This window comes from Pseudomonas kitaguniensis (genome assembly GCF_049199985.1).
GTDB lineage: Bacteria > Pseudomonadota > Gammaproteobacteria > Pseudomonadales > Pseudomonadaceae > Aquipseudomonas > Aquipseudomonas kitaguniensis.
In genome coordinates this window covers 328,659-355,562 of the sequence record NZ_JBLZPT010000003.1, presented here as the reverse complement: position 1 = coordinate 355,562, position 26,904 = coordinate 328,659, and the positions used below count along the sequence as shown (strand labels likewise).

Annotated in this window: 26 protein-coding genes, 1 pseudogene and 1 riboswitch; of the genes and pseudogenes, 7 read left to right on the top strand and 20 right to left on the bottom strand. The window is 60.9% G+C overall.

Going from position 1 to position 26,904, the window contains the following annotated elements; genetic code table 11:
• Positions 1-261: 261 nt before the first annotated feature.
• A complete protein-coding gene (locus ACOZK9_RS07095) occupies positions 262-1,626 on the bottom strand; it encodes a DNA recombination protein RmuC (RefSeq protein ID WP_183141065.1) in 1,365 nt (454 codons plus the stop codon).
• Between the two features lie 175 nt (positions 1,627-1,801).
• Positions 1,802-2,125, bottom strand: coding sequence for an SEL1-like repeat protein (locus ACOZK9_RS07090; RefSeq protein ID WP_058415072.1), 324 nt, complete (start codon positions 2,123-2,125; stop codon positions 1,802-1,804).
• Positions 2,126-2,586: 461 nt separating this feature from the next.
• Between ACOZK9_RS07090 and ACOZK9_RS07085 the strand changes: the two genes are divergently transcribed.
• The 3 genes from ACOZK9_RS07085 (at position 2,587) to ACOZK9_RS07075 (ending at position 5,436) form a co-directional block, all read left to right on the top strand.
• On the top strand, positions 2,587-2,892 hold the full coding sequence (locus tag ACOZK9_RS07085) for a hypothetical protein (RefSeq protein ID WP_122249782.1): 306 nt from the start codon (positions 2,587-2,589) through the stop codon (positions 2,890-2,892).
• Positions 2,893-3,334: 442 nt separating this feature from the next.
• Positions 3,335-3,556 (top strand): hypothetical protein, encoded by a 222-nt coding sequence (locus tag ACOZK9_RS07080; protein WP_024076751.1) that lies wholly within the window; start codon positions 3,335-3,337, stop codon positions 3,554-3,556.
• A 590-nt stretch (positions 3,557-4,146) separates the two neighbouring features.
• Positions 4,147-5,436 (top strand): OmpP1/FadL family transporter, encoded by a 1,290-nt coding sequence (locus tag ACOZK9_RS07075; protein WP_058415074.1) that lies wholly within the window; start codon positions 4,147-4,149, stop codon positions 5,434-5,436.
• A gap of 63 nt (positions 5,437-5,499) precedes the next feature.
• On the opposite strand, the gene ACOZK9_RS07070 is transcribed toward ACOZK9_RS07075, so the two are convergent.
• The 13 genes and pseudogenes from ACOZK9_RS07070 to cobO form a co-directional block, all read right to left on the bottom strand.
• On the bottom strand, positions 5,500-6,048 hold the full coding sequence (locus ACOZK9_RS07070) for a glutathione peroxidase (protein ID WP_421555506.1): 549 nt from the start codon (positions 6,046-6,048) through the stop codon (positions 5,500-5,502).
• Between the two features lie 150 nt (positions 6,049-6,198).
• A complete protein-coding gene (locus ACOZK9_RS07065) occupies positions 6,199-7,404 on the bottom strand; it encodes an MFS transporter (RefSeq protein ID WP_421555505.1) in 1,206 nt (401 codons plus the stop codon).
• Between the two features lie 54 nt (positions 7,405-7,458).
• Positions 7,459-7,863 (bottom strand): MarR family winged helix-turn-helix transcriptional regulator, encoded by a 405-nt coding sequence (locus ACOZK9_RS07060; RefSeq protein ID WP_058415077.1) that lies wholly within the window; start codon positions 7,861-7,863, stop codon positions 7,459-7,461.
• A 42-nt stretch (positions 7,864-7,905) separates the two neighbouring features.
• Positions 7,906-8,634 carry an adenosylcobinamide-GDP ribazoletransferase gene (locus ACOZK9_RS07055; protein ID WP_421555504.1) on the bottom strand — a complete coding sequence of 243 codons (729 nt, stop codon included), beginning with the start codon at positions 8,632-8,634 and terminating at the stop codon, positions 7,906-7,908.
• Positions 8,635-8,636: 2 nt separating this feature from the next.
• Positions 8,637-9,212 carry an alpha-ribazole phosphatase family protein gene (gene cobC, locus ACOZK9_RS07050; protein WP_152751448.1) on the bottom strand — a complete coding sequence of 192 codons (576 nt, stop codon included), beginning with the start codon at positions 9,210-9,212 and terminating at the stop codon, positions 8,637-8,639.
• The gene (cobT, locus tag ACOZK9_RS07045) at positions 9,209-10,264 is read right to left on the bottom strand and encodes a nicotinate-nucleotide--dimethylbenzimidazole phosphoribosyltransferase (RefSeq protein WP_152751450.1); all 1,056 of its coding nucleotides are present in this window, start codon (positions 10,262-10,264) and stop codon (positions 9,209-9,211) included. The genes cobC and cobT overlap by 4 nt, the downstream gene beginning before the upstream one ends.
• Entirely contained in the window at positions 10,261-10,782 is a 522-nt protein-coding gene (gene cobU, locus ACOZK9_RS07040; RefSeq protein WP_152751452.1) for a bifunctional adenosylcobinamide kinase/adenosylcobinamide-phosphate guanylyltransferase, read from the bottom strand. Before cobU ends, cobT begins: the two co-directional genes overlap by 4 nt.
• A 154-nt stretch (positions 10,783-10,936) precedes the next feature.
• Positions 10,937-12,388 (bottom strand): cobyric acid synthase, encoded by a 1,452-nt coding sequence (locus ACOZK9_RS07035; RefSeq protein ID WP_058415082.1) that lies wholly within the window; start codon positions 12,386-12,388, stop codon positions 10,937-10,939.
• The gene (gene cobD, locus ACOZK9_RS07030) at positions 12,385-13,374 is read right to left on the bottom strand and encodes a threonine-phosphate decarboxylase CobD (protein WP_421555503.1); all 990 of its coding nucleotides are present in this window, start codon (positions 13,372-13,374) and stop codon (positions 12,385-12,387) included. Before cobD ends, ACOZK9_RS07035 begins: the two co-directional genes overlap by 4 nt.
• Positions 13,367-14,275, bottom strand: a complete 909-nt coding sequence (cbiB, locus tag ACOZK9_RS07025) for an adenosylcobinamide-phosphate synthase CbiB (RefSeq protein WP_421555502.1) — start codon at positions 14,273-14,275, stop codon at positions 13,367-13,369. The genes cobD and cbiB overlap by 8 nt, the downstream gene beginning before the upstream one ends.
• Complete coding sequence (gene bluB, locus ACOZK9_RS07020) at positions 14,272-14,922, bottom strand: 5,6-dimethylbenzimidazole synthase (RefSeq protein ID WP_058415085.1); 651 nt, start codon at positions 14,920-14,922, stop codon at positions 14,272-14,274. Before bluB ends, cbiB begins: the two co-directional genes overlap by 4 nt.
• Positions 14,923-15,470: 548 nt before the next feature.
• Positions 15,471-16,850 (bottom strand): annotated as a pseudogene (locus ACOZK9_RS07015) (cobyrinate a,c-diamide synthase); the annotation flags it as partial.
• Entirely contained in the window at positions 16,847-17,458 is a 612-nt protein-coding gene (gene cobO, locus ACOZK9_RS07010) for a cob(I)yrinic acid a,c-diamide adenosyltransferase (protein WP_421555501.1), read from the bottom strand. The pseudogene ACOZK9_RS07015 and the gene cobO, both read right to left, overlap by 4 nt.
• 78 nt (positions 17,459-17,536) lie before the next feature.
• Positions 17,537-17,793: riboswitch (cobalamin riboswitch) on the bottom strand.
• Positions 17,794-17,892: 99 nt separating this feature from the next.
• On the opposite strand from cobO, the gene ACOZK9_RS07005 reads away from it, so the two are divergent.
• On the top strand, positions 17,893-19,206 hold the full coding sequence (locus ACOZK9_RS07005) for a PQQ-dependent sugar dehydrogenase (RefSeq protein WP_152751550.1): 1,314 nt from the start codon (positions 17,893-17,895) through the stop codon (positions 19,204-19,206).
• A 75-nt stretch (positions 19,207-19,281) separates the two neighbouring features.
• Here the strand turns inward: ACOZK9_RS07005 and ACOZK9_RS07000 are convergent, their stop codons facing one another.
• From ACOZK9_RS07000 to ACOZK9_RS06980, 5 genes are all read right to left on the bottom strand, one after another.
• Positions 19,282-19,821: a C40 family peptidase gene (locus tag ACOZK9_RS07000; protein WP_058412163.1), complete on the bottom strand. Its 540-nt coding sequence runs from the start codon at positions 19,819-19,821 to the stop codon at positions 19,282-19,284.
• Positions 19,822-19,965: 144 nt separating this feature from the next.
• Entirely contained in the window at positions 19,966-20,595 is a 630-nt protein-coding gene (locus ACOZK9_RS06995) for a C40 family peptidase (RefSeq protein WP_058412164.1), read from the bottom strand.
• Positions 20,596-20,808: 213 nt separating this feature from the next.
• Entirely contained in the window at positions 20,809-21,513 is a 705-nt protein-coding gene (gene hda / locus ACOZK9_RS06990) for a DnaA regulatory inactivator Hda (protein WP_032887783.1), read from the bottom strand.
• 202 nt (positions 21,514-21,715) lie between these two features.
• Positions 21,716-22,789: an AI-2E family transporter gene (locus tag ACOZK9_RS06985; protein WP_058412165.1), complete on the bottom strand. Its 1,074-nt coding sequence runs from the start codon at positions 22,787-22,789 to the stop codon at positions 21,716-21,718.
• A 57-nt stretch (positions 22,790-22,846) separates the two neighbouring features.
• Positions 22,847-23,887, bottom strand: a complete 1,041-nt coding sequence (locus ACOZK9_RS06980; RefSeq protein WP_421555500.1) for a DUF2066 domain-containing protein — start codon at positions 23,885-23,887, stop codon at positions 22,847-22,849.
• A gap of 358 nt (positions 23,888-24,245) precedes the next feature.
• On the opposite strand from ACOZK9_RS06980, the gene purM reads away from it, so the two are divergent.
• From purM to ACOZK9_RS06965, 3 genes are read left to right on the top strand one after another with little or no spacing between them, the layout of a single operon-like run.
• On the top strand, positions 24,246-25,304 hold the full coding sequence (gene purM / locus ACOZK9_RS06975) for a phosphoribosylformylglycinamidine cyclo-ligase (protein ID WP_058412167.1): 1,059 nt from the start codon (positions 24,246-24,248) through the stop codon (positions 25,302-25,304).
• Positions 25,305-25,315: 11 nt separating this feature from the next.
• A complete protein-coding gene (gene purN, locus ACOZK9_RS06970) occupies positions 25,316-25,966 on the top strand; it encodes a phosphoribosylglycinamide formyltransferase (RefSeq protein WP_122249788.1) in 651 nt (216 codons plus the stop codon).
• 8 nt (positions 25,967-25,974) lie between these two features.
• Positions 25,975-26,688, top strand: coding sequence for a DUF3108 domain-containing protein (locus tag ACOZK9_RS06965; protein ID WP_058412168.1), 714 nt, complete (start codon positions 25,975-25,977; stop codon positions 26,686-26,688).
• The last annotated feature ends 216 nt before the right edge of the window (positions 26,689-26,904 follow it).

Below are 26,904 nucleotides of genomic sequence, written 5' to 3'. Positions count from 1 at the left end.
GGTGCGTCTGTTGTGTTTACGCGAATGGCCTCAACCCGGTGTAACTGATGGACCGAGGCGCCTGCATCGCGAGCAAGCCCGCTCCCACAGTTGGCCGAGTTCGCCTGCAGGATCAGGGCGACTGTGCAGCGCGCGGATCAATAACCTGCGCAGTTCACTCTGGGCACCGGGCTTGTGTGGGAGCGGGCTTGTGTGGGAGCGGGCTTGCTCGCGATGGCCTCAACCCGGTATACCTGATGGTCCGAGGCGCCTGCATCGCGCCTACTCAGGCAGGTGCGCCACGCCATCGGCATCGGTCATCGCCCGTTCAAGCAAATCCGCCGGCAGGCTTTTACTTGCACGCGCACCCAGCAACCTTAATTGCTCGGTACGGCTGACCAGATTCCCGCGTCCGTCCGTGAGCTTATTGCGCGCCGCGCTGTAAGCCTTGTCCAGCTGTTGCAGCCGGTTACCTACTTCATCCAGGTCCTGGATGAACAGCACAAACTTGTCGTACAGCCAACCGGCGCGCTCGGCGATTTCGCGTGCGTTCTGGCTCTGGCGCTCCTGCTTCCACAGGCTGTCGATAACCCGCAGGGTGGCCAACAACGTGGTGGGGCTGACGATGACGATGTGGCGGTCGAACGCTTCCTGAAACAGGTTCGGCTCGGCCTGCAACGCGGCGGAGAACGCCGCCTCGATCGGCACAAACAATAGAACGAAATCCAGACTGTGCAGGCCTTCCAACCGCTTGTAATCCTTGCCGGCCAAGCCCTTGACGTGATTGCGCAACGACAGCACATGCTGCTTCAGCGCCGCCTGGCCGATCACGTCGTCATCCGCCGACACGTATTGCTGGTAAGCCGTGAGGCTGACCTTGGAGTCGACCACCACCTGTTTGTCGCCCGGCAACATGATCAACACGTCGGGCTGGAAGCGTTCGCCGTCCGGGCCTTTTAAGCTGACTTGGGTTTGGTATTCGCGGCCCTTCTCCAGCCCGGCATGCTCAAGCACCCGCTCAAGGATCAGCTCACCCCAGTTACCCTGGGTTTTCTGGCCCTTGAGGGCACGGGTGAGGTTAGTGGCTTCGTCCGACAGGCGCAGGTTCAATTGCTGCAGGCGCTCAAGCTCTTTGGCCAGCGAAAAGCGTTCGCGTGCTTCGTTCTGATAGCTTTCTTCAACGCGTTTTTCAAACGACTGGATGCGCTCCTTGAGCGGGTCGAGCAACTGGCCGAGGCGTTCCTGGCTGGTTTCGGCAAAACGCTGCTCGCGCTCATCGAAGATCTTCCCGGCCAGCTCGGCGAACTGCGCACGCAGCTCGTCCCGCGAGCCTTGCAGGTCAGCGAGGCGTTGTTGATGGCTGTCCTGTTGCTCACGCAGCTCGGCACGCAACGCCGCCGACAGCGCGTCAAGGCGGCGCAGCTCGGTTTCCTTGGCGCTGCGGTCGAGGTTCCAGGCGTGGGCGGCATCGCGGGCGTTATCGCGGTCGATCTGCAGCAGTTCGACCTCACGACGCACAGCCGCCAAGTCAGCTTGTTTGGCGGCGTTGGCGTGGCTCAAGTCGCTGATTTCGTCGCGACTGGCGTCCAGTTGCGCGGCAAGCCCTTCCTGAGCCAATTGGGCTGTGGCCAAGCGCTCTTCAAGCAGTTCCCAGCCGGTCGAGCGCGCCGTCAGCCGCCGTTGAAGCTGCCAGCACACCGCCAATAAAGGCACTGCAGCCGCCGCCAGCCCCAAGGCAATGCTGGTCCAGTCAAAAACCATAGCCATGTCTGCCATCATCGAAAAACAGCAAGGTTAACCAAGCACGGGGCCTGAGGACAGCTCAGTCTTCGACCTGGCCCAGTTCGCGCTGGGCACGCCGGTCGCCGGCACGCGCGGCCAGGCGCAACAGGTCGTGGCCGATGCGGCGGTCGCGGGCATTGCCGCACTCGCGGCACATCAATTGGCCCAAGCGGCTTTGAGCGGCAACCACACCTTCACGGGCCGGCTGCTTGAGCAAGCGCCCGGCGAAGTGCTTGACGTTGGTGTTGTGCCCCAGGCGCGGGCTGTCGAGCAGCCACAAGGCAACTTTCAGGGAGAAACGCTTGGGTGCGGTAACAGTCTGAGGGGCGTCGGTAACAGAAGGTGGTACTGAGCGAAACTTCATAAAACACTGTTGGGCAAAACGGGAGGCGCGCCACTCTACTCTTTTTTTCGTATAGGTAAAGCTGAAAAAAAACCTGCACGCCCGAGCTAGAGCAAGCGCTTGGGACAATCCACAGAAGCTGTGGATAACTCAGTGGACAACCCTGCTTTAATTCGCGCAAAGGCCCATGGAATGGGGGCCACAGTCAAACTGACGATTTTTTCACCAATAAAAAAAAGCGATATTTTTCATTGACTTAAATTTCCATTACAGGCAAATGGCGGCGCTTGATGCCGCTTGACCGAATGGTTAACTACTTCGCAATTAATGTGCACAAGCACCCACCCACCGGTTATATCGCCAGCATTTTTTGCATCAATACGTTAAAAAAATGTTACCGGTGTGCCCGATCAAGGGACTTTTCAAATCCGCCACGGCTCGCCACACTGCCGCATCAAAAAACTGATCGCTGTGTAGGGCCGATGAAAGGAATTCTGTTGTTCGCCGCGTTGCTGCTGGCCATTTGCGCAACTTCACTCGGCATCAGTGCGGCACTGCCTTCCCCGGACGGCGCGCTGTTTGCCATCGCCATCCTGCTGTCGGCAACGTTCACGGCCGTGAGCCTGTGCATTGAATTGAGTGAGGGCAGGATCAACGACATGCGCGACGTGATGAAAGTGATCGAGACCGGCCGCTCCCTTCGCCTCACCCTCGCCGCCTACGCGCTGGGCTGTTCGCTGGCTGCCGCCGCCACCGTTTTGGTCTATCGCGGACTGCTGGGCGGCTAATCAAAGTTTTTTGAATAACGCACTTCCCTTCCCTGTTTCAATCCGTTACTATCCGCGGCGTTAGTACCAAGCTGAAAGTCAATTCTGGTCGAACAAATCCCCTGAACAACACGGGATCGACCACCTCGATGGTTTCCAGGTATTTCTTGCGACGACACTGCCTTTGATCACGCAAAGGGTGTCGCGAAGTTTCAATACTCTGACAGAACCAGCCTGCAAATTGATCAGGATCTTCACCCCGGGCCCAGAACCTTTGCCCCTGTTGTGTTGCCTGCCCTCCTAAGTACCTACCTGCCAGCCCAAGCGCGCCTAACTTATTAGCGCTTCAACTGGCTGCTTTGTTCCAGTCGGGTTCTTCGTTTGATCAATAGTGATCAACGTCACTGGAACGTTTTAACGTTGCGCGGTTCTTAACCGTGTCATTTGTAGGAACACCCAGACTATGTCGACTATCCACACTCAGGATGCCATCCGCACCCTCACCAACGCTTTTGCTCCAATGAACTGCCTGATCATGGCCGCTCGCAAAGGCTGCTTCAGCTTCACCCTGGTCAACGAACACGGCATCGCTCGTCACAGCGAACGCCTGTACCCCGATCAATACTCCAGCGCAGAGCCGCTGCAGGCCGTGATCGAGCGTACCCGTCAGGCACTGGTTGCCTGATCGACCCGAGTCGCTGAAACACAAAAAACCCTGTTTAAAACACAGGGTTTTTTATTGCCTGAAATTCGCGGTTGGCGATTCAACGGCTAAGTTCAAATAGATATAAACGCTATAACTAAATGAATAAGATGTTTTAAAAACAGCCTTTTACATCACGAATATGACACTACACTTCAACTCAAGCGGCTTGACCCGCTTGCGACGAGCCTGAGTCCGATTCACCGCTGCCAAGCCCTACTCTCAGGCATCGTCGCCCACTTTCAAGGATGAGGCCAGTATGGGCATTGCCGCCAACCGTAGCTCAATACCGCGCTCCCGCTGCCTGGCAACACCTTGCCAGTGGCACGTATCTGCAAAGAAATATTTCACCTTGAAGACCGGATGCGGGATTTCGCCCGCACCTGGCGAACCTGTGTTTTGCCCATGAAACCGGTCACGTGCTGATCATTCACCTTACAAAAAACCGCGAAGAACGGCGATTTTGGTCGGATTGTCCTACAAAACCGCTCTATCTCCTGCATTACAGCCTATAGCGCTAACTTAAATTTGTTGATACTTTCCGCAGCGGTGATCACCACGGAGTTCTAATAATGAAAAAAGTAATGCTCAAGACCACACTTAGCCTCGCCGTAACCATGGCATCCTCCCAACTGTTCGCAAGCGGCTTTGCCCTTAACGAACAAGACGTCGCCGGCATGGGTACGGGTTTCGCAGGCCGCTCCTCTTCTGCCGAAAACGCCAGCACTGTCTACGGTAACCCTGCCGGTATGGCTCGCCTCGAAGGCCAGCAAGTGACAGGTGGTGTCGCAGCCATTGATGCTTCGACCAACATCAAGGATGTCAGCGGCCGCTCCAGCGGTACGAACAAAGGCGATATGGTGCCTTTCACTGCCGTCCCTTTCGGTTTTTACACCAATAAACTCAACGATCAATGGGCTGTCGGTTTCGGCGTCTATGCGCCGTTCGGCTTGGTGACTGACTACGAAAGTGGCTTCCAGGGCAAAGCCTTTGGCAGCAAGAGCGAAGTGACAGTGATCACTTTCCAGCCAACCGTCAGCTACGCGTTCAACGACCGCGTTTCCGTGGGTTTTGGTCCGACCATCAACCGCATCGCCGGTACGCTTGAGTCTGATATAAACCTGCCAGTCGCTGGCACAGGCTCCAACAACATCAAGATCAAGGGTGATGACACCGCCGTCGGCTTCAACGCCGGCCTGCTGGTTCAAGCCACTGACACCACCCGCGTGGGCCTGACTTACCACTCCAAGGTGAAGTACAAGCTTGAAGGCCACACCGAAGTGACCAAGGGAACCAACGTTCCTGCGACGCTGCTGAACAATGGTCGCTATGACGCCTCCTTGAAAATCGACACGCCTGAGTCCTGGGACCTGTCGGTGACTCAAGACCTGAGCGACGCCTGGAAGCTTTACGCCGGTGCTACCTGGACGCGCTGGAGCCGCCTGAAAGACATCACCGTCAACAACGAAGGTGTATCGGCCGCAGCCGGTAGCGGTGTGTTGGCACCGCAAATTGTCGGCACCATCAAAGAAGACCAGAACTGGCACGACACCTGGGCTTACGCGCTGGGCACGTCGTACCGCGTCACCAAGCAAGTGGTGCTGCGTACCGGCCTGACCTTCGACCAGTCGCCGACCAACAACACTGACCGCTCGCCGCGCATCCCCACCGGTGACCGCACCATCTTCAGTCTCGGCCTGGGCTACGACGTTATGCCGAACATGACCGTCGATGTGGCTTACTCCTACCTCAAGGAAGAGCCGGTCAAGGTGGCTCGCGCCAACGCACTGGGTCAGTCCTACAACGCCAAGTATGAAAACAGCGCCAACGGCTTCGGCCTGGGCGTGACGTACAAGTTCTGATTCAAGGCGTAAAAAAAGCCCCGCTCTCCTGCAAAGGAGGCGGGGCTTTTTAATGGGCGTTGATCAGGGCTTCGACGCCAGCGCCTGTTCTACCGCCTCGATCAAATCCGGGCTGTCCGGCTTGGTCAGGCTGGAAAAGTTAGCAATCACCTTGCCTTGGCGGTCGACCACGTACTTGTAGAAATTCCACTTCGGCGCCTCGGTCTGCTGCGCCAGTACCTTGAACAAATGCACGGCATCCGGCCCTTTGACCTTTTGCGGCTCGGTCATGGTGAACGTCACGCCGTAGTTGACGTAGCAAACCTTGGCAGTCTCTTCACCGGTTTTGGCTTCCTGCTTGAAGTCATCCGACGGCACGCCAATCACTTCGAGCCCTTGGCCCTTGTAGCGCTGATACAAACTTTCAAGGCCTTTGAACTGCGGCGCGAACCCACAGAAGCTGGCGGTATTGACGATCACCAGCGGTTTACCGGCAAAACGCTGGCACAGATCGATGGATTCCTTGGCCCGCAGTTTGGGCAATTGGCCCTCCAGCAATGGCGGGCAATCGGCGGCCATGGCCACGCTGCCAACAGCTATCAGGACGGGTACAGCGAGCCAGCGCATCAGCATGTTGAAAGTCCTTGAGTCAGTTCAGACAAAGAACTTAACAGATCGACATACCCAGTTGCATCAACGCCAGGCCACCTTGCTGCCAGCCCCACCAGGCCAGCAACAATAAAACCAGCGAAGCAATCATAGCCAGCGCTCTTAACGGTACATTCATGCCGCCTCCATTTGCGCCAGGCGCGCCACCGGCCGCTCGCGCACCGGCCAGTTGAGCGCCGCTGCGAGCAGGCTCAAGAGAATCGCCACCGGCCAAATCAAATCGTAGTTGCCGGTTCGATCATAAACCACCCCGCCCAACCAGCCGCCGAGGAACGAACCGAGCTGGTGGAACAGGAACACAATCCCGCCGAGCATCGAGAGGTTTCGCACGCCAAACAAGGTGGCGACGGTGCCATTGGTCAGCGGCACGGTGGACAACCACAAAAACCCCATGGCCATGCCGAACAGGTAGGCGGTGATTTCGGTCACCGGCGCCCACAGAAACAGCCCGATCACCACTGCGCGCAATAAATACAAAGCGGTCAGCAGGCGCGGTTTGGACATGCGCCCACCCAGCCAACCGGCGGTGTAGGTGCCAAACACGTTAAACAGGCCGATCAAAGCGAGCACCGTGGTGCCCACGGTTGCCGGCAAATGCTGGTCGACCAGATACGCCGGTAAGTGAACGCCGATAAACACCACCTGAAAACCGCAGACGAAAAAGCCGAAGGCCAGCAGCCAGAACCCGGAATGGCTGCAGGCTTCCTTTAACGCTTCGCGCAATGTCTGCTGACCGACCATCACCGGCAGCGGTTTGTCCTTGAGCATCGCCACCAGCGGCAAGATCAACGCCACCATCAGGCCCAACGCGAGCAACGCGGCCGACCAGCCCAGCCAGCCGATCAGGCCCAACGTGCCCGGCACCATGGCGAACTGGCCGAACGACCCGGCGGCGCTGGCGATGCCCATCGCCATGCTGCGTTTTTCCGGCGCCACGGCGCGGCCGACCACGCCCAGAATCACCGAGAACGACGTGCCGGACAGGCCAATGCCGATCAACAACCCCGCGCTTAACGACAACGACCACGCCGAATCGGACATTCCCATCAGCACCAGGCCTACGGCGTACAACACACCGCCGACAAACACCGCTTTGGTGGCGCCAAAACGGTCGGCCAAGGCCCCGGTAAACGGCTGTGCCAAGCCCCATATCAAGTTCTGCAGGGCAATAGCGAAGGCAAACGTCTCACGCCCCCAGCCGAACTCGCTGCTCATCGGCGCCAGGAACAGCCCGAAGCCATGGCGCACGCCTAACGACAACGCCAGGATCAGCGCACTCCCCACAAGAACCCAGCCGCTGGTGCGCCACATCGAGGTCATTTCTTATTCTCCGCTCGCGGGTATATACCCGCTTGTAGTCGAACAAACCCGCGTTCAGGCGAGTTCGTCCAGCAAGGCCAACAGGGTCAGGCGCTTCTCGGCGCCTAACTGATCAATCAATTTCTGCTGCGCCGCTTCCCACGCGGGCAATGCGGCGGCGAGGCGTTCTTCGCCTGCTTCGGTCAACAACACCAAGCGGTTGCGCAAGTCATCGCCCTCCACCAACTGCACCAGGCCTTCGCCTTCCAACACGCGCAGGTTACGCCCCAACGTGCTGCGATCCAGGCCCATGGCTTCGGCCAGGCTGGAAATACTCGGTTGGTCGAGGCGCTGCAAGTTACACAGCAAAGAATACTGGGCGACGTTGATTCCGAAGCCGTCGAGGGCGCCGTCGTAGTGCCTGCTGACACCACGGGCGGCGCGTCGCAGGTTGGTGCATAAACATTGGGAGGCAAGCATAGAGCGTGTATATACCCGGAGTTGTTGAAATGCAAGAAAGTGTTACAGAGCAAGCCCGACCAGCACAGCCACTTCAAGCAGCTCAAGCAAGGCCCCGGCCGTGTCGCCCGTGGTGCCGCCCAGCCGTTTGACCATCAGGTGACGCAGGCCGATAAAACACACTGCAGCGAGCAATACGGCAATGCCGCCACTGAAACCGCCGATCAGGATGCACGCCAGGCCGCTGAGGATCAGCACCTGTTGGCCGACGATTCTGGGTAAATGATCCGACAGTGCCTGGCCCAATCCTCCTGCACGCACGTAGCGCGTGGTCAGAAACAGCGCGAGCATCGAAGCGCGCCCGATCAGCGGCGCAAGGATTAACGCGGCGCCGTTATGCTGCTCAATCAACGTCACCAACGCGGTGAACTTGAGCAGCAATACCAACCCCAGTGTGACCACGGCAATCGGCCCGCTGCGTGGGTCTTTCATGATGCTCAGCGTGCGCTCGCGATCACCAAAACCACCGAGCCAGGCGTCGGCGCTGTCCGCCAGGCCGTCCAGGTGCAGCCCGCCACTGAGCAGCACCCAGGCCGTCAGCAGCAATGCGGCGTGCAGCAACAGCGGCGCGCCCATCAGCGCGATGTTCAGGCCCCACAACAACAGCCCAAACAGCACGCCCACCAACGGATAAAACAACAGCGAGCGCCCTAGCGCCTGCGGCTGCGGCATGCCCGGCAAGCGAATCGGCAAGCTGCTGAGAAATTGCAGGGCAATCCAGAACGGCAGCATGCTCAGCCCCCTTCCTTGAGTACGCCACCTGCTGCCACGTGCAGACTGAACAGCGCCCCGTGGCTGACCTCGACATTGAGCAGTTGCTCGCGAGGCAAGCCGCGCGCTTGCGCCAACAGCAGGCGCATCACGCCGCCGTGGCTGATCAGCAACACACGCTCGCCGGCATACGCCTGATGCAAGCGTGAGACAGCGCCCAGAACCCGCGCGGCAAAGTCGCTGACAGGCTCGCCCTCAGGCGGCGTGAAGCTGTAGGGATCGGCCCAGAACAGGCCCAGCCCTTCGGCATCGGTTTGCATCAGCGCTGCCGCGCTTTGCCCTTCCCAGGCGCCGAAGTGCAGTTCCTGCAAGGCTTTTTCGACGCTCACCGGCACGCTCAGCCGTGCGCCCAATTCCTCGGCGAAACGCGCACAACGCTGCAAGGGCGAACTGACGATTCGGTCCCACGGCCCCTGCGCCACAACGGCGTCGCGCATTTGCTGCCAACCCTTGGCGGTCAGTGCATCGTCGAGGCTGCCGCGCAGGCCGCCACCCAGCTCGGTTTCGCCATGGCGCAGCAGGTCCAGGTGCAAGCTCATGCCGGACGGTCTGCCACAGCCGCTTCGGCGAAGGTCGCCATCTGCCCGTGCATGGCACACGCCAACCGCAACAATGGCACCGCCAGCGCCGCCCCGCTGCCCTCGCCCAAGCGCAGGCCGAGTTCGAGCAACGGTTGCGCGTCAAGGCTTTGCAGCACATGCCGATGGCCTGGTTCGGCGCCACGATGGCCGAACACCAGCCACGCACGGCACGCAGGGTTCAAGCGCGTAGCCACCAGCGCGGCGACGCTGCAAATAAACCCGTCTACCAGCACCACAATGCCGGCCTGGGCGCAGGCCAGATACGCACCGGCCAGCGCCGCGATTTCGAAACCGCCAAGGTTGAACAGCGTCTGCAGCGCGTCGCCACGTTGCCCGGCATGCACTGCCAGCGCGCGCTCGATCACAGCCACTTTGTGGCTGACACCCTGTGCATTCAAACCGGTGCCCGGGCCTGTGAGGTCGCGCACTTGGCAGTGCAACAGGGCACACGCCAACGCACTCGCGGCGGTGGTATTGCCGATGCCCATTTCGCCGCCGATAAACAGTTGAGCGCCACCTTGCAATGCCCGCTGCACACTGTCGCGGCCGGCTTGCAACGCGAGCCGCCCTTGCGCCTCGGTCATCGCCGGGCCGTTGACGAAGTTGGCCGTACCCGCGCCGATATTCAGGTGACGTACACCCGGCAGACTCAGCGACGGCGTGACCGTGCCGAGGTCGACCACTTCCAGTTGTGCATCCAACTGCCGCGCCAACACGCTGATGGCCGCGCCACCGCTGACAAAGTTATGCAGCATCTGCCCGGTCACTTCCTGTGGGAATGCCGACACACCCTCCGCAACCACGCCATGGTCACCGGCAAAAATCGCGATCCACACCTGATCCACCGACGGTTTGACCTGGCCTTGCAGACCCGCCAATTGCACCGCCAGCGCTTCCAGTTGGCCGAGGGAACCGGCGGGCTTGGTCAGTTGTTGCTGACGCGCCAGCGCCTGTGCGTGCGCAGCGGCGTCGATCGCCTTGCACGGGTTGAGCCACCAGGTGTCAGTCATAACGCAGTACCTTTCAAAGTCAGGGGCAGGCCGGCAACGGTCAGGACAACACGCTGACAACGCTCGGCCAAAGCTTGATGCAGCCAACCGGCTTCATCCACATAGCGGCGAGTCAATTCGCCCAGCGGCACGACACCCAAACCGGTCTCGTTGCTGACAAAAATGATTTCACCCGGCAGCGAGGCCAGGGTTTGCAGCAGTTGATCGCGCTCCAACGCCAGGCGCGCCGGGTCGTCGAGCATCAGCAAATTGGTCAGCCACAAGGTCAGGCAATCGACTAACAGGCAGTGATCCGCAGCGGCGTTTTCACGCAGTACGCGGGCCAGTTCAACGGGTTCTTCGATCAACCCCCAAGCCTGCGGGCGACGCTGGCGATGCAGCGCGACGCGCTGATTCATTTCGCCGTCCAGCGGCTGGCTGGTGGCGATGTAAATGACCGGCAAGGCGCTGTCGCTCGCCAGTTTTTCCGCAAGGCGGCTCTTGCCGGAGCGGGCACCGCCCAAAATCAGCTGAAGCATGCAATGACACCTGTGTACGGTTGACGCCGTTTAGTGTGGGAGCGGGCTTGCTCGCGATGGGCGTTAACGATTACGCGATTAACCTGAAGGGCTACGGTGCCCGGGGGTTTTTCGCGAGCAAGCCCGCTCCCACAGTTGGAGTGCGTGTTCACTGTCAGATCCCGCAGAGTTTGCGCAGTAGGTCGGTGTCCAGGTGGTTTTCCACCAAGTCCGCCAGGCGTTCGATGTCGCGCTCGCGCAGGGCGTGGTAATCCACTTCTTGCACGTCCTGCAAGCCGGCCCAGCGCAACAACGCGCTGCAGGCCGCCGGGGTCTCGAACACGCCATGCAGATACGTCCCGAGAACCTGCCCGTCGGCACTTTGCGCGCCGTCACTGCGGCCGTCATCCAGCAGCACTGCGGCCTGCGCGAGCGCGCTGCCTGTGGTCACCCCGGCGTGAATTTCGTAACCACTCACCTCGGCGTTTTCCAGCAGCAAGCGCCCACGCACATTGCGCAACTGCTTCTCTGCTTCCAGCGTGGTACTGAACGCCAGCAGCCCAAGGCCGTTACTGGAGCCCGCCGGGCCTTCAAGGCCGAGCGGGTCATGCACCTGTTCACCGAGCATCTGTAAGCCGCCGCAAATCCCCAGCAGCTTGCCGCCATAGCGCAAATGTCGCGCCACAGCGGTGTCCCAACCATTGGCCCGCAGGTAGGCCAAATCACTGCGCACACTTTTTGAGCCGGGCAAAATAATCAGGTCAGCCGGCGGAGTCGGCTGGCCCGGCCCGACAAACTGCAAATCCACTTGAGGGTGCAGCCGCAGTGGGTCGAAATCGGTGTGGTTGCTGATGCGCGGCAATATCGGCACCACCACCTTGAGCACCTGCGCGGCCTTGTCGGTCTGGCGCCGGTCAATGCCGTCCTCGGCTTCCAGGTGCAGGTCCATCACGTAGGGCAACACGCCCACCACCGGCTTGCCGGTGCGCGCTTCCAACCAATCCAGGCCTGGCTGCAGCAGCGCGATGTCACCGCGAAAACGGTTGATGATGAAACCCTTGACCCGCGCCTGCTCAGTCGGCGACAGCAACTCCAGGGTGCCGACCAAATGCGCAAACACGCCGCCGCGATTAATGTCGGCGATCAGCAGCACCGGGCAATCCACAGCCTCGGCGAAGCCCATGTTGGCGATGTCATTGGCGCGCAGGTTGATCTCCGCAGGCGAGCCTGCGCCTTCCACCATCACCACCGGGTAAGCAGCGCTCAAGCGCGCGTGCGAGGCCAGCACCGCTTGCATCGCGATGGCTTTGTAGTCGTGATAGGCCACGGCGTTCATGCTGGTCACGGCGCGGCCATGGATGATCACTTGCGAGCCGGTGTCGCTGTTGGGTTTAAGCAGCACCGGGTTCATGTCGGTGTGCGGCGCCAAATTAGCAGCCTGAGCCTGCACCGCCTGGGCGCGGCCGATCTCGCCGCCTTCGGCGGTCACGGCGCTGTTGAGCGCCATGTTCTGCGGCTTGAATGGCGCCACCGCCACGCCTTGGCGTACCAGCCAACGGCACAGCGCGGTCACCAGCGTACTTTTGCCAGCATCGGAGGTGGTGCCTTGCACCATCAACGTACTCATACCGCCGCCTTGTAGGCAGCCAACGCCTCGTCCAGCCGCCGCCAATCGGCCTCGGTGTCGGGCAGGCCGAAACGCAGGCTGCTGTCGTGCACAAACAGGCGCAGCAATATGCCGCGCTGGGCCATGAATTCGTGCAGGCGTTCGGCGTGCGGCGTGATTAACCACTGGAACAACGCGCAGCCGCCCTGAGGTTGAAAGCGGTGGCGCTCCAGCAGTTCAAACAAGCGCTGGCCCGCTTCGAGACAGCGATCACGCTGGCGCGCGTGCCCTGCCGTGTCGCGCAGGCAGATTTGCCCGAGCGCCCGCGTCGGCCCACTGACCGCCCAAGGCCCGAGCTGTTCGGCCAACAGTTTAAGCAGCTTGCGTTCGGCCAGCACAAAGCCCAGGCGCACGCCGGCCAGGCCGAAGAATTTGCCGAACGAGCGCAGCACAATCAGCCCGACTTGATGGGCCTGGCCCGCCAGGCTCAGGTGCGGAGTGATGTCCATAAAGGCTTCGTCGACCACCAGCCAACCGCCGCGCTGCGCCAAGCGTGAATGCCAGTCCAGCAGGCGTTGCGGGGCCAGGCTGAGGCCGGTCGGGTTGTTCGGGTTGACCACCACCAGCACATCAAGGCTGTCGAGAAAATACTCGACTTCCTGCTCCTGCACTTCGCGCACCACGTAGCCTGCGCGGCGCCACGCTTCGGCGTGCTCGGCGTAACACGGCGACAGCACGCCAACCTTGCCGGTGCGGCGCAGACGCGGCAGCAACTGGATGGCCGCCTGCGAGCCCGCCACCGGCAACACATGCGCGGCACCGTAATACTCGCTGGCGGCCTGCTCCAGGCCGTCATCGGTTTCGGGCAAGCGCGCCCAGGCCCGCAGCGCAATCTCGGGGATCGGCCACGGCCACGGCGCCAGGCCGCTGGACAGGTCAAGCCAATCAGCCTCGGCAATCCCGTATTGCATCACTGCCTTGCGCAACCGACCACCGTGTTCAAGCATAAAAATGCGCCCCCGCGCAGAGGATCAGCAGCCACAACCATACGCCGCGCTGCACCAGTTGCCAGCCGCGGTCGATGGAGTCCGCACTTGCCGGCGAGCCTTCGCCGAGTGGCGGGCGCTGGTGAAGTTCACCGTGATAAATCGCCGCGCCACCCAACTCGACGCCCAATGCGCCAGCGCCTGCCGCCATCACCGGTCCGGCATTGGGGCTGTCCCACGTCGGGCCTTGGGTGCGCCAGCATTTAAGCGCCAGGCCGGTTTTGCCGAGTACGGCGTAGGTCAACGCGACCAGGCGTGCAGGAATATAATTGAGTACATCGTCAATCTTTGCCGCCGCCCAGCCGAAGCGCTCAAAGCGTTCATTGCGATAGCCCCACATGGCGTCGAGGGTGTTGCTCAGGCGGTAAAGCACCACGCCCGGCACACCGGCGAGCACAAACCAGAACAACGCAGCGAACACCGCGTCGCTGCCGTTTTCGAGTACCGATTCCGTCGCAGCACGCGCCACTTCGGTGCTGTCCAGCTCGCTGGTCTGGCGGCTGACCAAGTAACTCACGCGCTTGCGCGCTTCATACAGGTCATCACTGCGCAGCGCCTGCGCCACCGGAATCACATGCTCGCCGAGGCTGCGCATGCCCAGCACCAGGTACAACGCCAGAATCTCGAGCACCCAGCCGATATACGGCGCCCACGACAACGCGGTGGCCAGCAAGGTCAGCGGCACTACCGCGATAAACCACGCGGTCACGCCATGGCTGCGCCAGCCACGGCCACCGGTATTAAAACGTTGCTCGATGCGCCCGGCAAAATTGCCGAACGCCACCAGCGGGTGCCAGCGCCTGGGCTCGCCCAGCAGCGCATCCAACGCCACGGCAGCGACACACAGCAAGGCCACACTCATTGACTTACTCCCCACACATTCTCATACAACATGTCACTTAAAGGCCGCGGTTCGGTCCAGCCTTCTAGCTGCAACATCGGTGCCGGGTAGAACTCGGCTACCGGCCCCAAACACAACACCGCCAGGGGTTTTGCGCCGGGCGGCAAGCCCAGCAGGTCGGCCAGCGCTTGCGGTTCGAACAGCGACACCCAGCCCATCCCAAGGCCTTCAACACGCGCCGCCAGCCACAGGTTCTGGATCGCACAGGAGAGTGACGCCAGGTCCATTTCCGGCAAGGTGCGACGGCCAAAGATGTGGCGCTCGCGGTCATCCATCAGCGCCGCCACCAGCACTTCGGCGCAGTCGTGAATGCCTTCGACCTTGAGTTGCATGAACGCGTCGGAGCGCTCGCCGAGGGCTTCGGCGGTGCGGATGCGCTCTGCTTCCACCAAGTGTTGAATCTGCCCGCGCAGGTGGCGGTCGCTAATGCGGATGAACCGCCAAGGTTGCATCAGGCCGACGCTGGGCGCCTGGTGCGCGGCCTGGAGCAAGCGGTGGAGCAGTTCGGGGGCGACGCTGCCGCCGATGAAGTGGCGCATGTCGCGGCGTTCGGCGATGGCACGGTACACGGCATCGCGTTCGGCTTGGGGGAAGGCGTTGTCGGTCATGGCCTCATCGGGAGCAAGCCCCCGCCCACAGTGGATGGCGTTTCAACCCGGTCAGTTGTGGAAGGGGACTTGCTCCCTGCCACAGTGGATGGCGGTTCAACCTGGTCAATTGTAGAAGGGGGCTTGCTCCCTGCCACAGTGGATGGCGGTTCAACCTGGTCAATTGTAGAAGGGGGCTTGCTCCCTGCCACAGTGGACGGCGGTTCAACCCGGTCAATTGTAGAAGGGAGCTTGCTCCCTGCCACAGTGGATGGCGGTTCAACCCGGTCAATTGTAGAAGGGAGCTTGCTCCCTGCCACAGTGGATGGCGGTTCAACCCGGCCAATTGTAGAAGGGGGCTTGCTCCCTGCCACAGTGGATGGCGGTTCAACCCGGCCAATTGTAGAAGGGGGCTTGCTCCCTGCCACAGTGGACGGCGGTTCAACCCGGTCAATTGTGGGAGGGGACTTGCTCCCTGCCACAGTGGATGGCGGTTCAACCCGGCCAGTTGTAGGAGCGGGCTTGCTCCCTGCCACAGTGGATGGCGGTTCAACCCGGTCAATTGTAGGAGGGAGCTTGCTCCCTGCCACAGTGGACGGCGGTTCAACCCGGTCAATTGTGGGAGGGGGCTTGCTCCCGATGGCGGCTTGGCGGTCAGGCGCAAACAATGCGGCCACAGCGCTCGGGTTGGACGGGAAATAAAAGTGCACGTAGGAAGCCGTCAGCCGCCCCTGCCGGTACACCGCCTCGGCGCCGCGCCCGCCATTCGGGCTCAGGCCACGGGCGATCGGCTGCCACTCGGTGCTGGTCAGGGAATGGTGATAGGTGTGGCCACGCAACGTGCCTTCCGGCAAATCCACACTTTGCAGGGCCAGCGCCGCGAGTTTCTTTTGCATCACCGCATCGCCTTGCAGCAGGCCGACCAGTTCGGCACGTTTACCATCGACGTCCGTGAGCGAATCGAGCAAATACAACATGCCGCCGCATTCAGCGAGCAACGGTTTGCCGGCCGCGTGGTGGCGGCGAATGGCGTCAAGCATCGAGGTATTTTCCGACAATGCCTGGTGATGCAGTTCCGGATAACCACCGGGTAAATAGAGACTGTCAACGTCAGGCAATGCGCGATCATGAATCGGCGAAAAGAAGTGCAACTCAGCGCCCATCGCCCGCAACAAATCCAGGCTGGCGCCGTAGGTGAAGGCGAAGGCTTCGTCGCGGGCCACGGCGATGCGCACGCCCGTCAACAACGGTTCGGCCTCGACCACTTCAGGTGCGGCAAACGTCACCGGCGGCGGTACTGCGACTTCACAACTGCTGCCCAGCGCCTGCGCGGCGGCGTCCAGGCGCACGTCGAGGTCATTCAATTCACTGGCTTGCACCAGCCCCAAATGGCGGCTGGGCAACTCAATTCCGGTTTCACGCGACAACGCGCCGTACCAGCGCAGGCCTTCGGTGAGGCTGCCTTCGAGCAGTTGCGCATGGCGCAGGGTGCCGACGCGGTTGGCCAGCACACCCGCGAACGGCAGGTCTGGCTGATAACGCGCCAGGCCCAGGGCCAGGGCGCCGAAGGTTTGGGCCATGGCAGTGCCGTCAATCACACCGAGCACCGGCACGCCGAAGTGGCGCGCCAGGTCAGCACTGGAAGGCGTGCCGTCGAACAGGCCCATCACGCCCTCGATCAGAATCAAATCGGCCTCGCCCGCCGCTTCCCACAGCAAGCGCCGACTTTCCTGTTCGCCCACCATCCACATGTCCAATTGATACACGGGTGCACCGCTGGCGCGCTCGTGAATCATCGGGTCGAGAAAGTCAGGCCCGCATTTGAACACGCGAACCTTGCGCCCCGAGTTGCGGTGCAAGCGCGCCAGAGCAGCGGTGACGGTGGTTTTGCCCTGGCCGGACGCCGGTGCGGCGATCAACACGGCCGGGCAATGACGGGGCTGATTCAAAGTTCGACGCCCTTCTGTGCCTTGATACCGGCCTGGAACGCGTGCTTGAGCATGCCCATTTCGGTGACGGTATCGCCCAGTTCGATCATTTCAGGCTTGGCGCCACGGCCGGTGACCACCACGTGCTGCATCGGCGGGCGCGCTTGCAGGTCGCTGAGCACGCGGTCCAGGTCGAGATAGCCGTGTTTGAGGGCGATGTTCAGCTCATCCAGCACCACCAGGCCGATGCTCGGGTCTTCCAGCATCTCGCGGGAAACCGCCCAGGCGGCTTCGGCGGCGACGATGTCGCGCTGGCGGTCTTGGGTTTCCCAGGTAAAGCCTTCGCCCATCACGTGAAAACGCACCTGCTCGGGAAAGCGACGGAAGAACATCTCCTCGCCGGTACTGAAGCGCCCTTTGATGAACTGCACCACGCCGCATTGCATGCCGTGGCCCATCGCCCTGGCGAGCATGCCAAAGGCCGAGCTGCTCTTGCCCTTGCCGTTGCCGGTCAATACCAGCAGCAACCCGCACTCGTTGGGGGAATTGGCGATGCGCTCGTCGATCACGGCTTTTTTGCGCAGCATGCGCGCCAGGTGGCGTTCGTCGCGGTCGGGGGAATCGGTCATGGCAGCGCTCCGTTGGGGCTGGACAAAAACGGCGGGCAGGAAAAATAAACACAGACAGCCAAGCATCGCCCACCGTGATGCTGTTGGATGATCCAGGCCGGTCTCCGGGCTCATGAGTGGCGCGTTTGCTCTTATAGAGACAGAACAGGCCGACGGCGCGCCTTCCCATATCGCGCACGATACAGTGGCAAAAAGCACCGCTTTGACTCATTTACCGTTGCGGGGGCAGCGCCGGAATCGCGGCAGCACTGTGTACAAGTGCGCTCACTCACCGGCTTCCCTGTTTCACTCTGTCGGCAAACGGGCCACAGAGCACCTGGAACACGCCGCGAAGGTTAGTGGGTTGGGGGTGGAGCGTCAATTAAAGCTGGCGTTGCACTTGAACCATCGCACCGCCGCACTCCTCTACCCTTACAGGTATTCAGGAGAAAACCATGCAAAAAACAAGACTCGCCTTACTGATCATGGTCGCAGGCACCCTCGCCGCCTGCGGAGAAAGCTCAACCCTGCAGGTCTCGGACGGCACCGGGCCTTCGCCCACACTGCCTGCGCCGAACAAAACGCTGATCCCCACCGTGAACATCGCGCCCGCCATCGGCTGGCCGGACGGCGTTAAGCCAACCGCGGCGGCGGGTACTCAGGTGGCGGCATTTGCCGAAGGCCTGGACCATCCGCGCTGGCTGTATGTGTTGCCCAACGGTGATGTGCTGGTAGCGGAAACCAACGCGCCGCCCAAGCCGGATGATTCCAAGGGTATTCGCGGCTGGGTCATGGAGAAGGTCATGGGTCGCGCGGGCGCTGGTGTGCCGAGCCCGAACCGCATCACGCTGCTGCGCGATGCTGACCACGACGGCGTCGCTGAGACCCGCACGGTGTTCCTGCAGAACCTCAACTCACCCTTCGGCATGACCCTGGTCGGCAACGACTTGTATGTGGCCGACGCGGACAAGTTGCTGCGCTTCCCGTATCAGCCGGGCGAAACCGCAATTACAGCAGCCGGCGCCAAAGTCGTCGACTTGCCCGGCGGCAGCATCAACCACCACTGGACAAAAAACGTGGTGGCCAGCAAAGACGGGAGCAAGCTGTACGTGAGCGTCGGCTCCAACAGCAACGTCGGCGAGAACGGCATGGAGGCCGAGCAAGGCCGGGCAGCGATCTGGGAAGTCGACCGCGCCAGCGGCCAGCACCGCATTTTCGCCTCTGGCCTGCGCAACCCCAACGGCATGGCGTGGGAACCGCAAAGCGGCAAGCTGTGGACAGCCGTGAATGAGCGCGATGAAATCGGCAGCGACCTGGTGCCGGACTACATCACGTCGGTGAAGGATGGCGCGTTCTATGGCTGGCCGTTCAGTTACTACGGGCAACATGTAGATGTGCGGGTAAACCCGCAAGACCTCAACATGGTCGCCAAAGCGATCGCCCCGGACTACGCAGTAGGCCCGCACACCGCTTCGTTAGGCCTGACCTTTGCCGAGGGCAGCAAACTGCCGGCGCAGTTCAGCAACGGCGCGTTTATCGGCCAGCATGGTTCGTGGAACCGCAAGCCGCACAGTGGCTACAAGGTGATCTTCGTGCCGTTCGAAGCTGGCCAACCCAAAGGGCAGCCGGTGGATGTGCTGACCGGGTTCCTCGATAAAGACGAGAAAGCCATGGGCCGGCCGGTGGGTGTGGTGATCGATCAGCAGGGCGACTTGCTGGTGGCGGATGACGTGGGCAACAAAGTGTGGCGAGTGTCGGCGACTAAATAGCCCGCCTCAAGCGTTCTGCAAAACTGACTGTGGGAGGGGCAAGCCCCTCCCACATTTGAATCTGTGCAATAGCGTCTAGGGATTGCGCGCCAGGCTAGCAGGCAGCACGCGCTTGGCGCCAAGGTAAGCATTCTGCCAATAGGCCTTGGCCAAGGTGTCGAGTTTTACCGTGCCGCCGGTTTGCGGGGCGTGCACAAAGCGGCCCTCGCCTACGTAGATGGCTGCATGGCTGACCTGCGAGCCGCCACCGGTGGCGAAGAACAGTAAATCACCGGCCTGCAGGTTTTGTTCACTGACGTCTTGAGCGCGCATCACGATCAATTCACGGGTGGTACGTGGCAAGGAGATGCCCGCTGCGTCACGGTAGACGAAGCCGATCAGGCCACTGCAATCAAACCCCGCGTCCGGTGTGTTGCCGCCCCAGCGATAAGGCGTGCCAACCAGGCCCAGCGCACGAAAGAGCACGTCTTCGGCAGCCGGCGAGAAATTTTGCGTGGCGTAGTTGAACACCGGCTTGGGCTTGACGGCGACAGGCGCAGGCGGCGGTGGGCGGCTTGCGCAGGCGCTCAGGAGCGCGGCACAAACAAGCAGGATGAGACGGGCCGAGGTCGACATGTGCAAAACAATCCTGGTCTGGATGCGGCTTTCGCTGCCGAACGCTGAAAACCAGAACGCGCAAGCAAAGCTCGCGCGAACGGATTACAACAATGTCCAGGGATTCTAGCGCTTACACGTCAAACTTCAAGTATCACTTTAACTTTACTTACTAGCGGTAACCGCCGCTGGGGCCATAGCGAGTGCGCGCTTGGCCTCAATGAAGGTTTTGCTCCAGTAGCTGTCACCCAGGCTGTCGATGCGAACACCGCCACTGCGACGGCTGCTGGAGTGGATAAACTGGTTATCGCCCAAGTAGATAGCGGCGTGGCTGACACGACCACGGCCCGCGGTACTAAAGAAAAGCAGATCACCGCGCTTGAGGTTGTTTCGTGCGACCAACGGTGCATTCACGTTGATCATTTCGCGCGTCGAGCGTGGCAGGTTCAGGCCGGCTTCTTCACGGAACAGGTAGCCGATAAAACCACTGCAGTCGAAACCGGCTTCAGAGGTGCCGCCGAAACGGTAACGGGTACCGATCAGGGACATGCCGCGTTCGAGGATGCTGTCGGCCAGAACCGGGAGCTGGTAAGGCTTGCTGCCGGCGAAATCGGCCAGCTCACGTTCAGTCGAGACTTCTTCGTCATAAACGGTAGAAGACTGGGCAGCGACAAATTTTGCTTGGGAATACTGCTGGGTTTTTTGCTGCTCGGCCACCTGTTGAGGGTGGGAGGCGCAACCAAACAACAGGGTAACCAGTGCGAGAGGCACGAGGGGTGCGAAGCGATTTAGCATGGGCACAACCGTGGCTGATGTGTAAAGAAGCCGAGACTATGCCCACTATCACATCGATTTGCAAATTCAATCGTGATCTATGTGACTTCTGGTTTCGACTATGACATCTAAGCCCTTAACACCCTTTACACACTTTTTGTGTGGCCAAACCGGCCCAAACGCAGCGTTTGTGGCGCCTGGGATTTGCCGAAAGCCCTTAAATAGAAGGGCCGGCTACCAGCCGAGGGTTTCCTTGAGGAACGGAATGGTGAGCTTGCGTTGAGCCTGTAAAGAGGCTTGATCGAGCTGTTCGAGCAAATCGAACAGTGCGCTCATGCTGCGGGTGCCACGGGTGAGGATAAAGTGCCCGACTTCGTCGGTGAGGTGCAGGCCGCGACGCGATGCGCGAAGTTGCAGGGCACGCAGTTTGTCTTCGTCGGACAAGGGGCGCATCTGGAAGATCAGCGCCAGGGTCAGGCGCGATTTGAGGTCCGCAAGCTTCACCGGCAATTCTCGCGGTGAAGTCGAGGCCGCGATCAACAAGCGCCGGCCACTGTCACGCAGGCGGTTGAACAGATGAAACAGCGCCTCTTCCCAGTCGGCCTTGCCGGCGATTGCCTGCAGATCGTCCAGGCAAACCAGCTCGTATTGCTCTAGGTTGTCGAAGATGCCGATGCCACGGTCCATCAATTCGGCCAACGGCAGGTAAACCGCCGGCTCACCCATTTGCTCAAAGCGCAAGCACGCGGCCTGCAACAGGTGGGTGCGCCCCACGCCATGCTTGCCCCACAGATAGATCAGGCTTTCAGTCCACCCGGCGTCGGCTTCGCATAGTCGCTCAACATAGCCGAGTGCAGCGGCATTGGCGCCTGGGTAGTAATTGATAAAGGTGGCGTCGTCACGCAGACGCACACCCAAGGGCAGCTGAATCGGTTTCATGCTGACTGAACGGCGCTAAACGAACCGTTAGTGGCCTCTGTGTGAAGTTTGCAAAGTTTATACCCGTGACGCCGGGCGCACAATGCAGCAGACCACAAGCAAAATCAAAGGTTTGCGTTAACTTGAGGGTTTTGCGCAGATTATTTGACACGCCGCTCCAGAAACAACAAACCCGGCCTGAGCCGGGTGTGTGATGCCGCGATTACAGATCGGGGTCTTCGACGCCCGTGTACACATCCGAATCTTTGTACAGATCGTGCACGTGGCGCACCAGCACCATGATCACCGCCGCTACCGGCAGCGCGAGCAGGATGCCGGTAAAACCAAACAGCTCACCGCCGGCCAGGATCGCGAAAATCACCGCAACCGGGTGCAGGCCAATTCGGTCGCCCACCAGCAATGGCGTCAGCACCATGCCTTCCAGGGCCTGGCCGACCATGAACACCGCAACAATCCCCAGCATCGGGTAAAGGTCGCCGCCAAACTGGAACAGCCCCGCCACCAGCGCTGCGCCGATACCGATCACAAAGCCCATGTACGGCACGATGGCAGCCAGGCCTGCGATCAAGCCGATCAACAGCCCCAGCTCCAGACCAATCGCCATCAACCCCGCGGCGTAGATGATGCCGAGCGCGAGCATCACCAGCAGTTGGCCGCGCACGAATGCGCCGAGTACTTCATGGCATTCACCGGCCAGCGAGACCACTTGCTCTTCACGGTCGCGCGGCAACAGGCTGCGGATCTTGGCCATCATGATGTCCCAGTCACGCAGCAAGTAGAACGCCACCACCGGGATCAACACCAGGTTAGTCAGCCAGCCGATCAACGCCAAGCTGGAGGCCGTGGCCTGGCTGAGCACCACACCGACAATATCGGTGGTCTGGCCCATGTGTTCACTGATCGCTGCCTTGACCTTGTCGAACTTCCAGAAGCCATCCGCCAGCCCCAGTTTGGACTGGGCCCACGGCATTGCTGTGTGCTGCAGCCAGTCGAGCATTTGCGGCGCCAGCTCGTACAGGCGAAACAGTTGCTTGGCGAGCATCGGCACCAGCACCAACACCAGTGCGGTGATGATCAATGTGAACAAGGCAAATACCGTCACCACACCCCAGGTGCGTGACATGCCGAGTTTTTCCAGGCGATCCACCACGGGATCGAACAGATAAGCGAGCAGCAACGCGACCAGGAACGGCGTGAGTATCGAATGCAGCAAAAATACAAACCCGCACAGCAGGACAATCCCGCCAAGCCACACCCAACGACGCATATCCGCCATACACCACTCCACCTGTTTATTTACTTGCAGCTTCTATATAGGAAGAAAGCTGAACATTTACCAACGAAAACGCAGTTGTGCCTGAGGTTCAGGGGCCGCGGCAGGTTGTGCGCCTTCCGCCACCGGCGGTTGGGCTAACGCCTCACCTGCGGGCACCTCCTGTAACCTGGACAGGCTCAACTGAGTACGCAACTGATCGGCGCTGCCGTTGACGCGATACACAATGCGATCGCCATCGACCCACTGCGGCTGGCCACCAAAAGGTTCGAGCACATGACTCAGGGCGGCGTAGCGCTCCAGGTTCATGCCCTGCACTTCCAATAATTGTTCGGTACTCACGCCCGGTTTGACGGCAAAGCGTGGCGCGAGCTTTTCGCTGACCGCGAGCAACACGGCATCAGCCACGGCAGCGGTGTCGGCGCCTTGCGCGGTGCCCTGTTCACTCTTGTCGCCCAGCCACAAACGCCATTTGGCCTGCCATTGGTTGCCTTCCTGGCGCGCATGCACCGCGAGCAACGCGTCTGCACCGTAGCGCTCGGAGGCTGCGCGCAGCGGTGCTGCGTCGGCACTTTCAAGGTTCGGGGCGGTGGCGACCACCTGTTCGTCAAGATCACCCAACGGCAGGCGCAGCGGCAAACCACGGTGTTGCGCGGCGCGGCGCAACGCGCCGGCAACTGCCTGGCCATCACCGACCAGGCTGCTGCCTTCGGTGGAGTCGTTAAGCCACCAGCCGAGAATCGACGGGCGATTACTGCCCCAGATCGACAGGCCCGCTTCACGCAGGGCGCGATCGGTGCTCACGGGGTCGAAATCCACTTGCAGGCTTTCCGGCGGGCCGGCGTCGTAGCCGTATTGGCTGATGATTTGCTGCGGCTCTTTGCGAATCGCCGCCAGGCCCGGGCCGTCGGCGGCCTTGGCGTCGCCAGTGAGGCGAATCACCAGGGTTTGCACGGCGCGCTGGGTGGCTTGGTCGCGCTCTTGCGGCGATTGGCTGGTGACCGGTTCAAGCACTTGATAAAGGCCATTGAGGGTTTCGGCGTGACTCGCCAGGCTGACCAACGACAAGCAGCCTACAAAGAAGAATTGACACAGACGCATGGAAGATTCCCGAACGACAAATTTAGCGGCTGGAACAGACCGCGTGAACTCGGTTTGGCAAGGCTGTGACCACAGCAACCGGTAAAACATTCACAGGGTCGCGGCAAGTTTTAGCACTGTCATAACGATAGCGTGTTAAAGGCTATACCTTAATACGCACCAAAGCAGACCCGATCAGGATTTTTTTAACCCGCACTTTTTTAAGCGATATGGCCCTGCCCGTCGGCGCGAGGATGGTCGCTGCCCCTCAAGCCTGATAAAATCGCGCGCCTTCGCAGACCGTCAACGGCTGGGCCTTTTACAAAAAGCGCCTGCCCGCCCGGTCGTAACCCAGAAATCCCCCCTAAAGGCCTGGATCATGAGCAAGCAACCCTCCCTGAGCTACAAGGACGCCGGTGTAGACATCGACGCCGGTGAAGCATTGGTCGAACGCATCAAGAGCGTCGCCAAGCGCACTGCGCGCCCCGAAGTCATGGGCGGCCTGGGCGGTTTTGGCGCCCTCTGCGAAATCCCGGCCGGCTACAAACAGCCTGTATTGGTCTCCGGCACCGACGGTGTGGGCACCAAGCTGCGCCTGGCACTGAACCTGAACAAGCACGACAGCATCGGCATCGACCTGGTGGCCATGTGCGTTAACGACTTGGTGGTGTGCGGCGCAGAGCCGCTGTTCTTCCTCGACTACTACGCCACCGGCAAGCTCAATGTCGAAACCGCGACCCAGGTAGTGACCGGCATCGGTGCTGGCTGCGAGCTGTCGGGCTGCTCATTGGTCGGCGGCGAAACCGCTGAAATGCCAGGCATGTACGAAGGCGAAGACTACGACCTGGCTGGCTTCTGCGTCGGCGTGGTGGAAAAATCCGAAATCATCGACGGCTCCAAAGTCGCTGCCGGTGACGCCCTGCTCGCCCTGCCATCGTCCGGCCCGCACTCCAACGGTTACTCGCTGATCCGCAAGATCATCGAAGTGTCCGGCGCCGACATCGAAACCATTCAGCTCGACGGCAAGCCTCTGACCGACCTGTTGATGGCCCCGACGCGTATCTACGTCAAGCCATTGCTCAAGTTGATCAAGGACACTGGCGCGGTTAAAGCCATGGCGCACATCACCGGCGGTGGCCTGCTCGACAACATCCCGCGCGTGCTGCCAAAAGGCGCCCAGGCGATTGTCGACGTGGCGAGCTGGCAGCGCCCGGCAGTCTTCGACTGGCTGCAAGCGCAAGGCAACGTCAACGAAACCGAAATGCACCGCGTGCTGAACTGCGGCGTGGGCATGGTCATCTGCGTGGCCCAGGAACACGTTGAAAGCGCGCTGAACGTACTGCGTGAAGCCGGCGAGCAGCCTTGGGTGATTGGCCAGATCGCAACTGCACCGGAAGGCGCGGCTCAGGTTGAACTGAAAAACCTTAAGGCACACTGATGCCAGAGCAGATGCCTGCACGCTGTGATGTGGTGGTGCTGCTGTCCGGCACCGGCAGTAACTTGCAGGCGCTGATCGACAGCACGCGCATCGGCGACAGCCCGGTGCGCATCGCTGCGGTGATTTCCAACCGCAGCGACGCCTACGGCTTGCAACGCGCGAGGGACGCGGGTATCGAAACCCGCTCGCTTGACCACAAGGCGTTCGACGGCCGCGAGGCTTTCGACGGCGCCCTGGTCGAGCTGATCGACACCTTCAACCCCAAACTCGTGGTACTGGCAGGCTTCATGCGCATCCTCAGCGCTGCTTTCGTGCGGCACTACGAAGGGCGCCTGCTGAATATCCACCCTTCCCTGCTGCCCAAGTACAAAGGCATGCACACGCATCAGCGCGCGCTCGATGCGGGTGACAGCGAGCATGGCTGCAGCGTGCACTTTGTGACCGAGGAACTCGATGGCGGGCCTCTGGTCGTACAGGCAGTGGTTCCGGTAGAGTCACAAGATTCAGCGCAGACACTTGCGCAACGGGTTCATACCCAGGAACACAAGATTTACCCACTGGCTGTTCGCTGGTTTGCCGAAGGACGATTGATTCTCGGCGAACAGGGTGCATTATTGGACGGTCAGTTACTCGCGGCCAGCGGCCACTTGATTCGAACCTAGGAGATTTTATGCGTCGCGCCTTGCTCTTCGCTTTTGCGCTGTTCGCCTTGCCTGCCGTGCAAGCAGCAGACCTTCACCCTTTCTCCGCCAGCTACACGGCCGACTGGAAGCAGTTGCCCATGAGTGGTTCGGCCGAACGCAGCCTGACCAAGAATGACAACGGCTCCTGGACCTTGAATTTCAAGGCTTCCATGATGATCGCCAGCCTCACCGAAACCAGCGTCATCCGTTTCGACAAAGATACCTTGCAGCCGGTGAGCTATAGCTTCGAACGTGGCGGGCTGGGCAAGTCGAAGAAGATCAACCTGGACTTCGACCCGGCGGCCAATAAAGTCACCGGCTTTGAAAACAAAGACCCGGTCAACGTCGCCCTGCAAAGCGGCATGCTCGACAAGTCGACCTACCAGTTGGCGCTGCAGCGTGACGTGGCTGCGGGCAAGAAGAGCATGAGCTACAACGTGGTTGAAGGGACAGACGTAGACACTTACGACTTCCGTGTAATCGGCCCCGAAAAGGTCCAAACCAAAGCCGGCACCATCGACGCTATCAAGGTTGAGCGTGTGCGTGACCCGACTCAAAGCAAGCGCATCACCCAGATGTGGTTTGCCAAGGATTGGGGCGGCATTCTGGTTGCCCTGCGCCAGGTGGAAACTGACGGTAAGGAATACAACATCATGCTGCTGGACGGCACCGTTGACGGCAAGGCTGTCAAAGGTAACTGATGCACTGATGCGTGAAAGGGCCTCGCTGAATGCGGGGCTTTTTTTCGCCTGCACTAAAGGCGACCTGAGTGGTTGAAGCGGATCAAAGGCGCATTTTGTGGGGGGGGGGGGGGGGGGGGGGGGGGGGGGGCGGCCGCCCCCCGGGGGGGGGGGGGGGGGGGGGGGGGGGCGCCCCCCCCCCCCCCCCAACAGCCGCGGAAAAAAAAAAAAAATTAT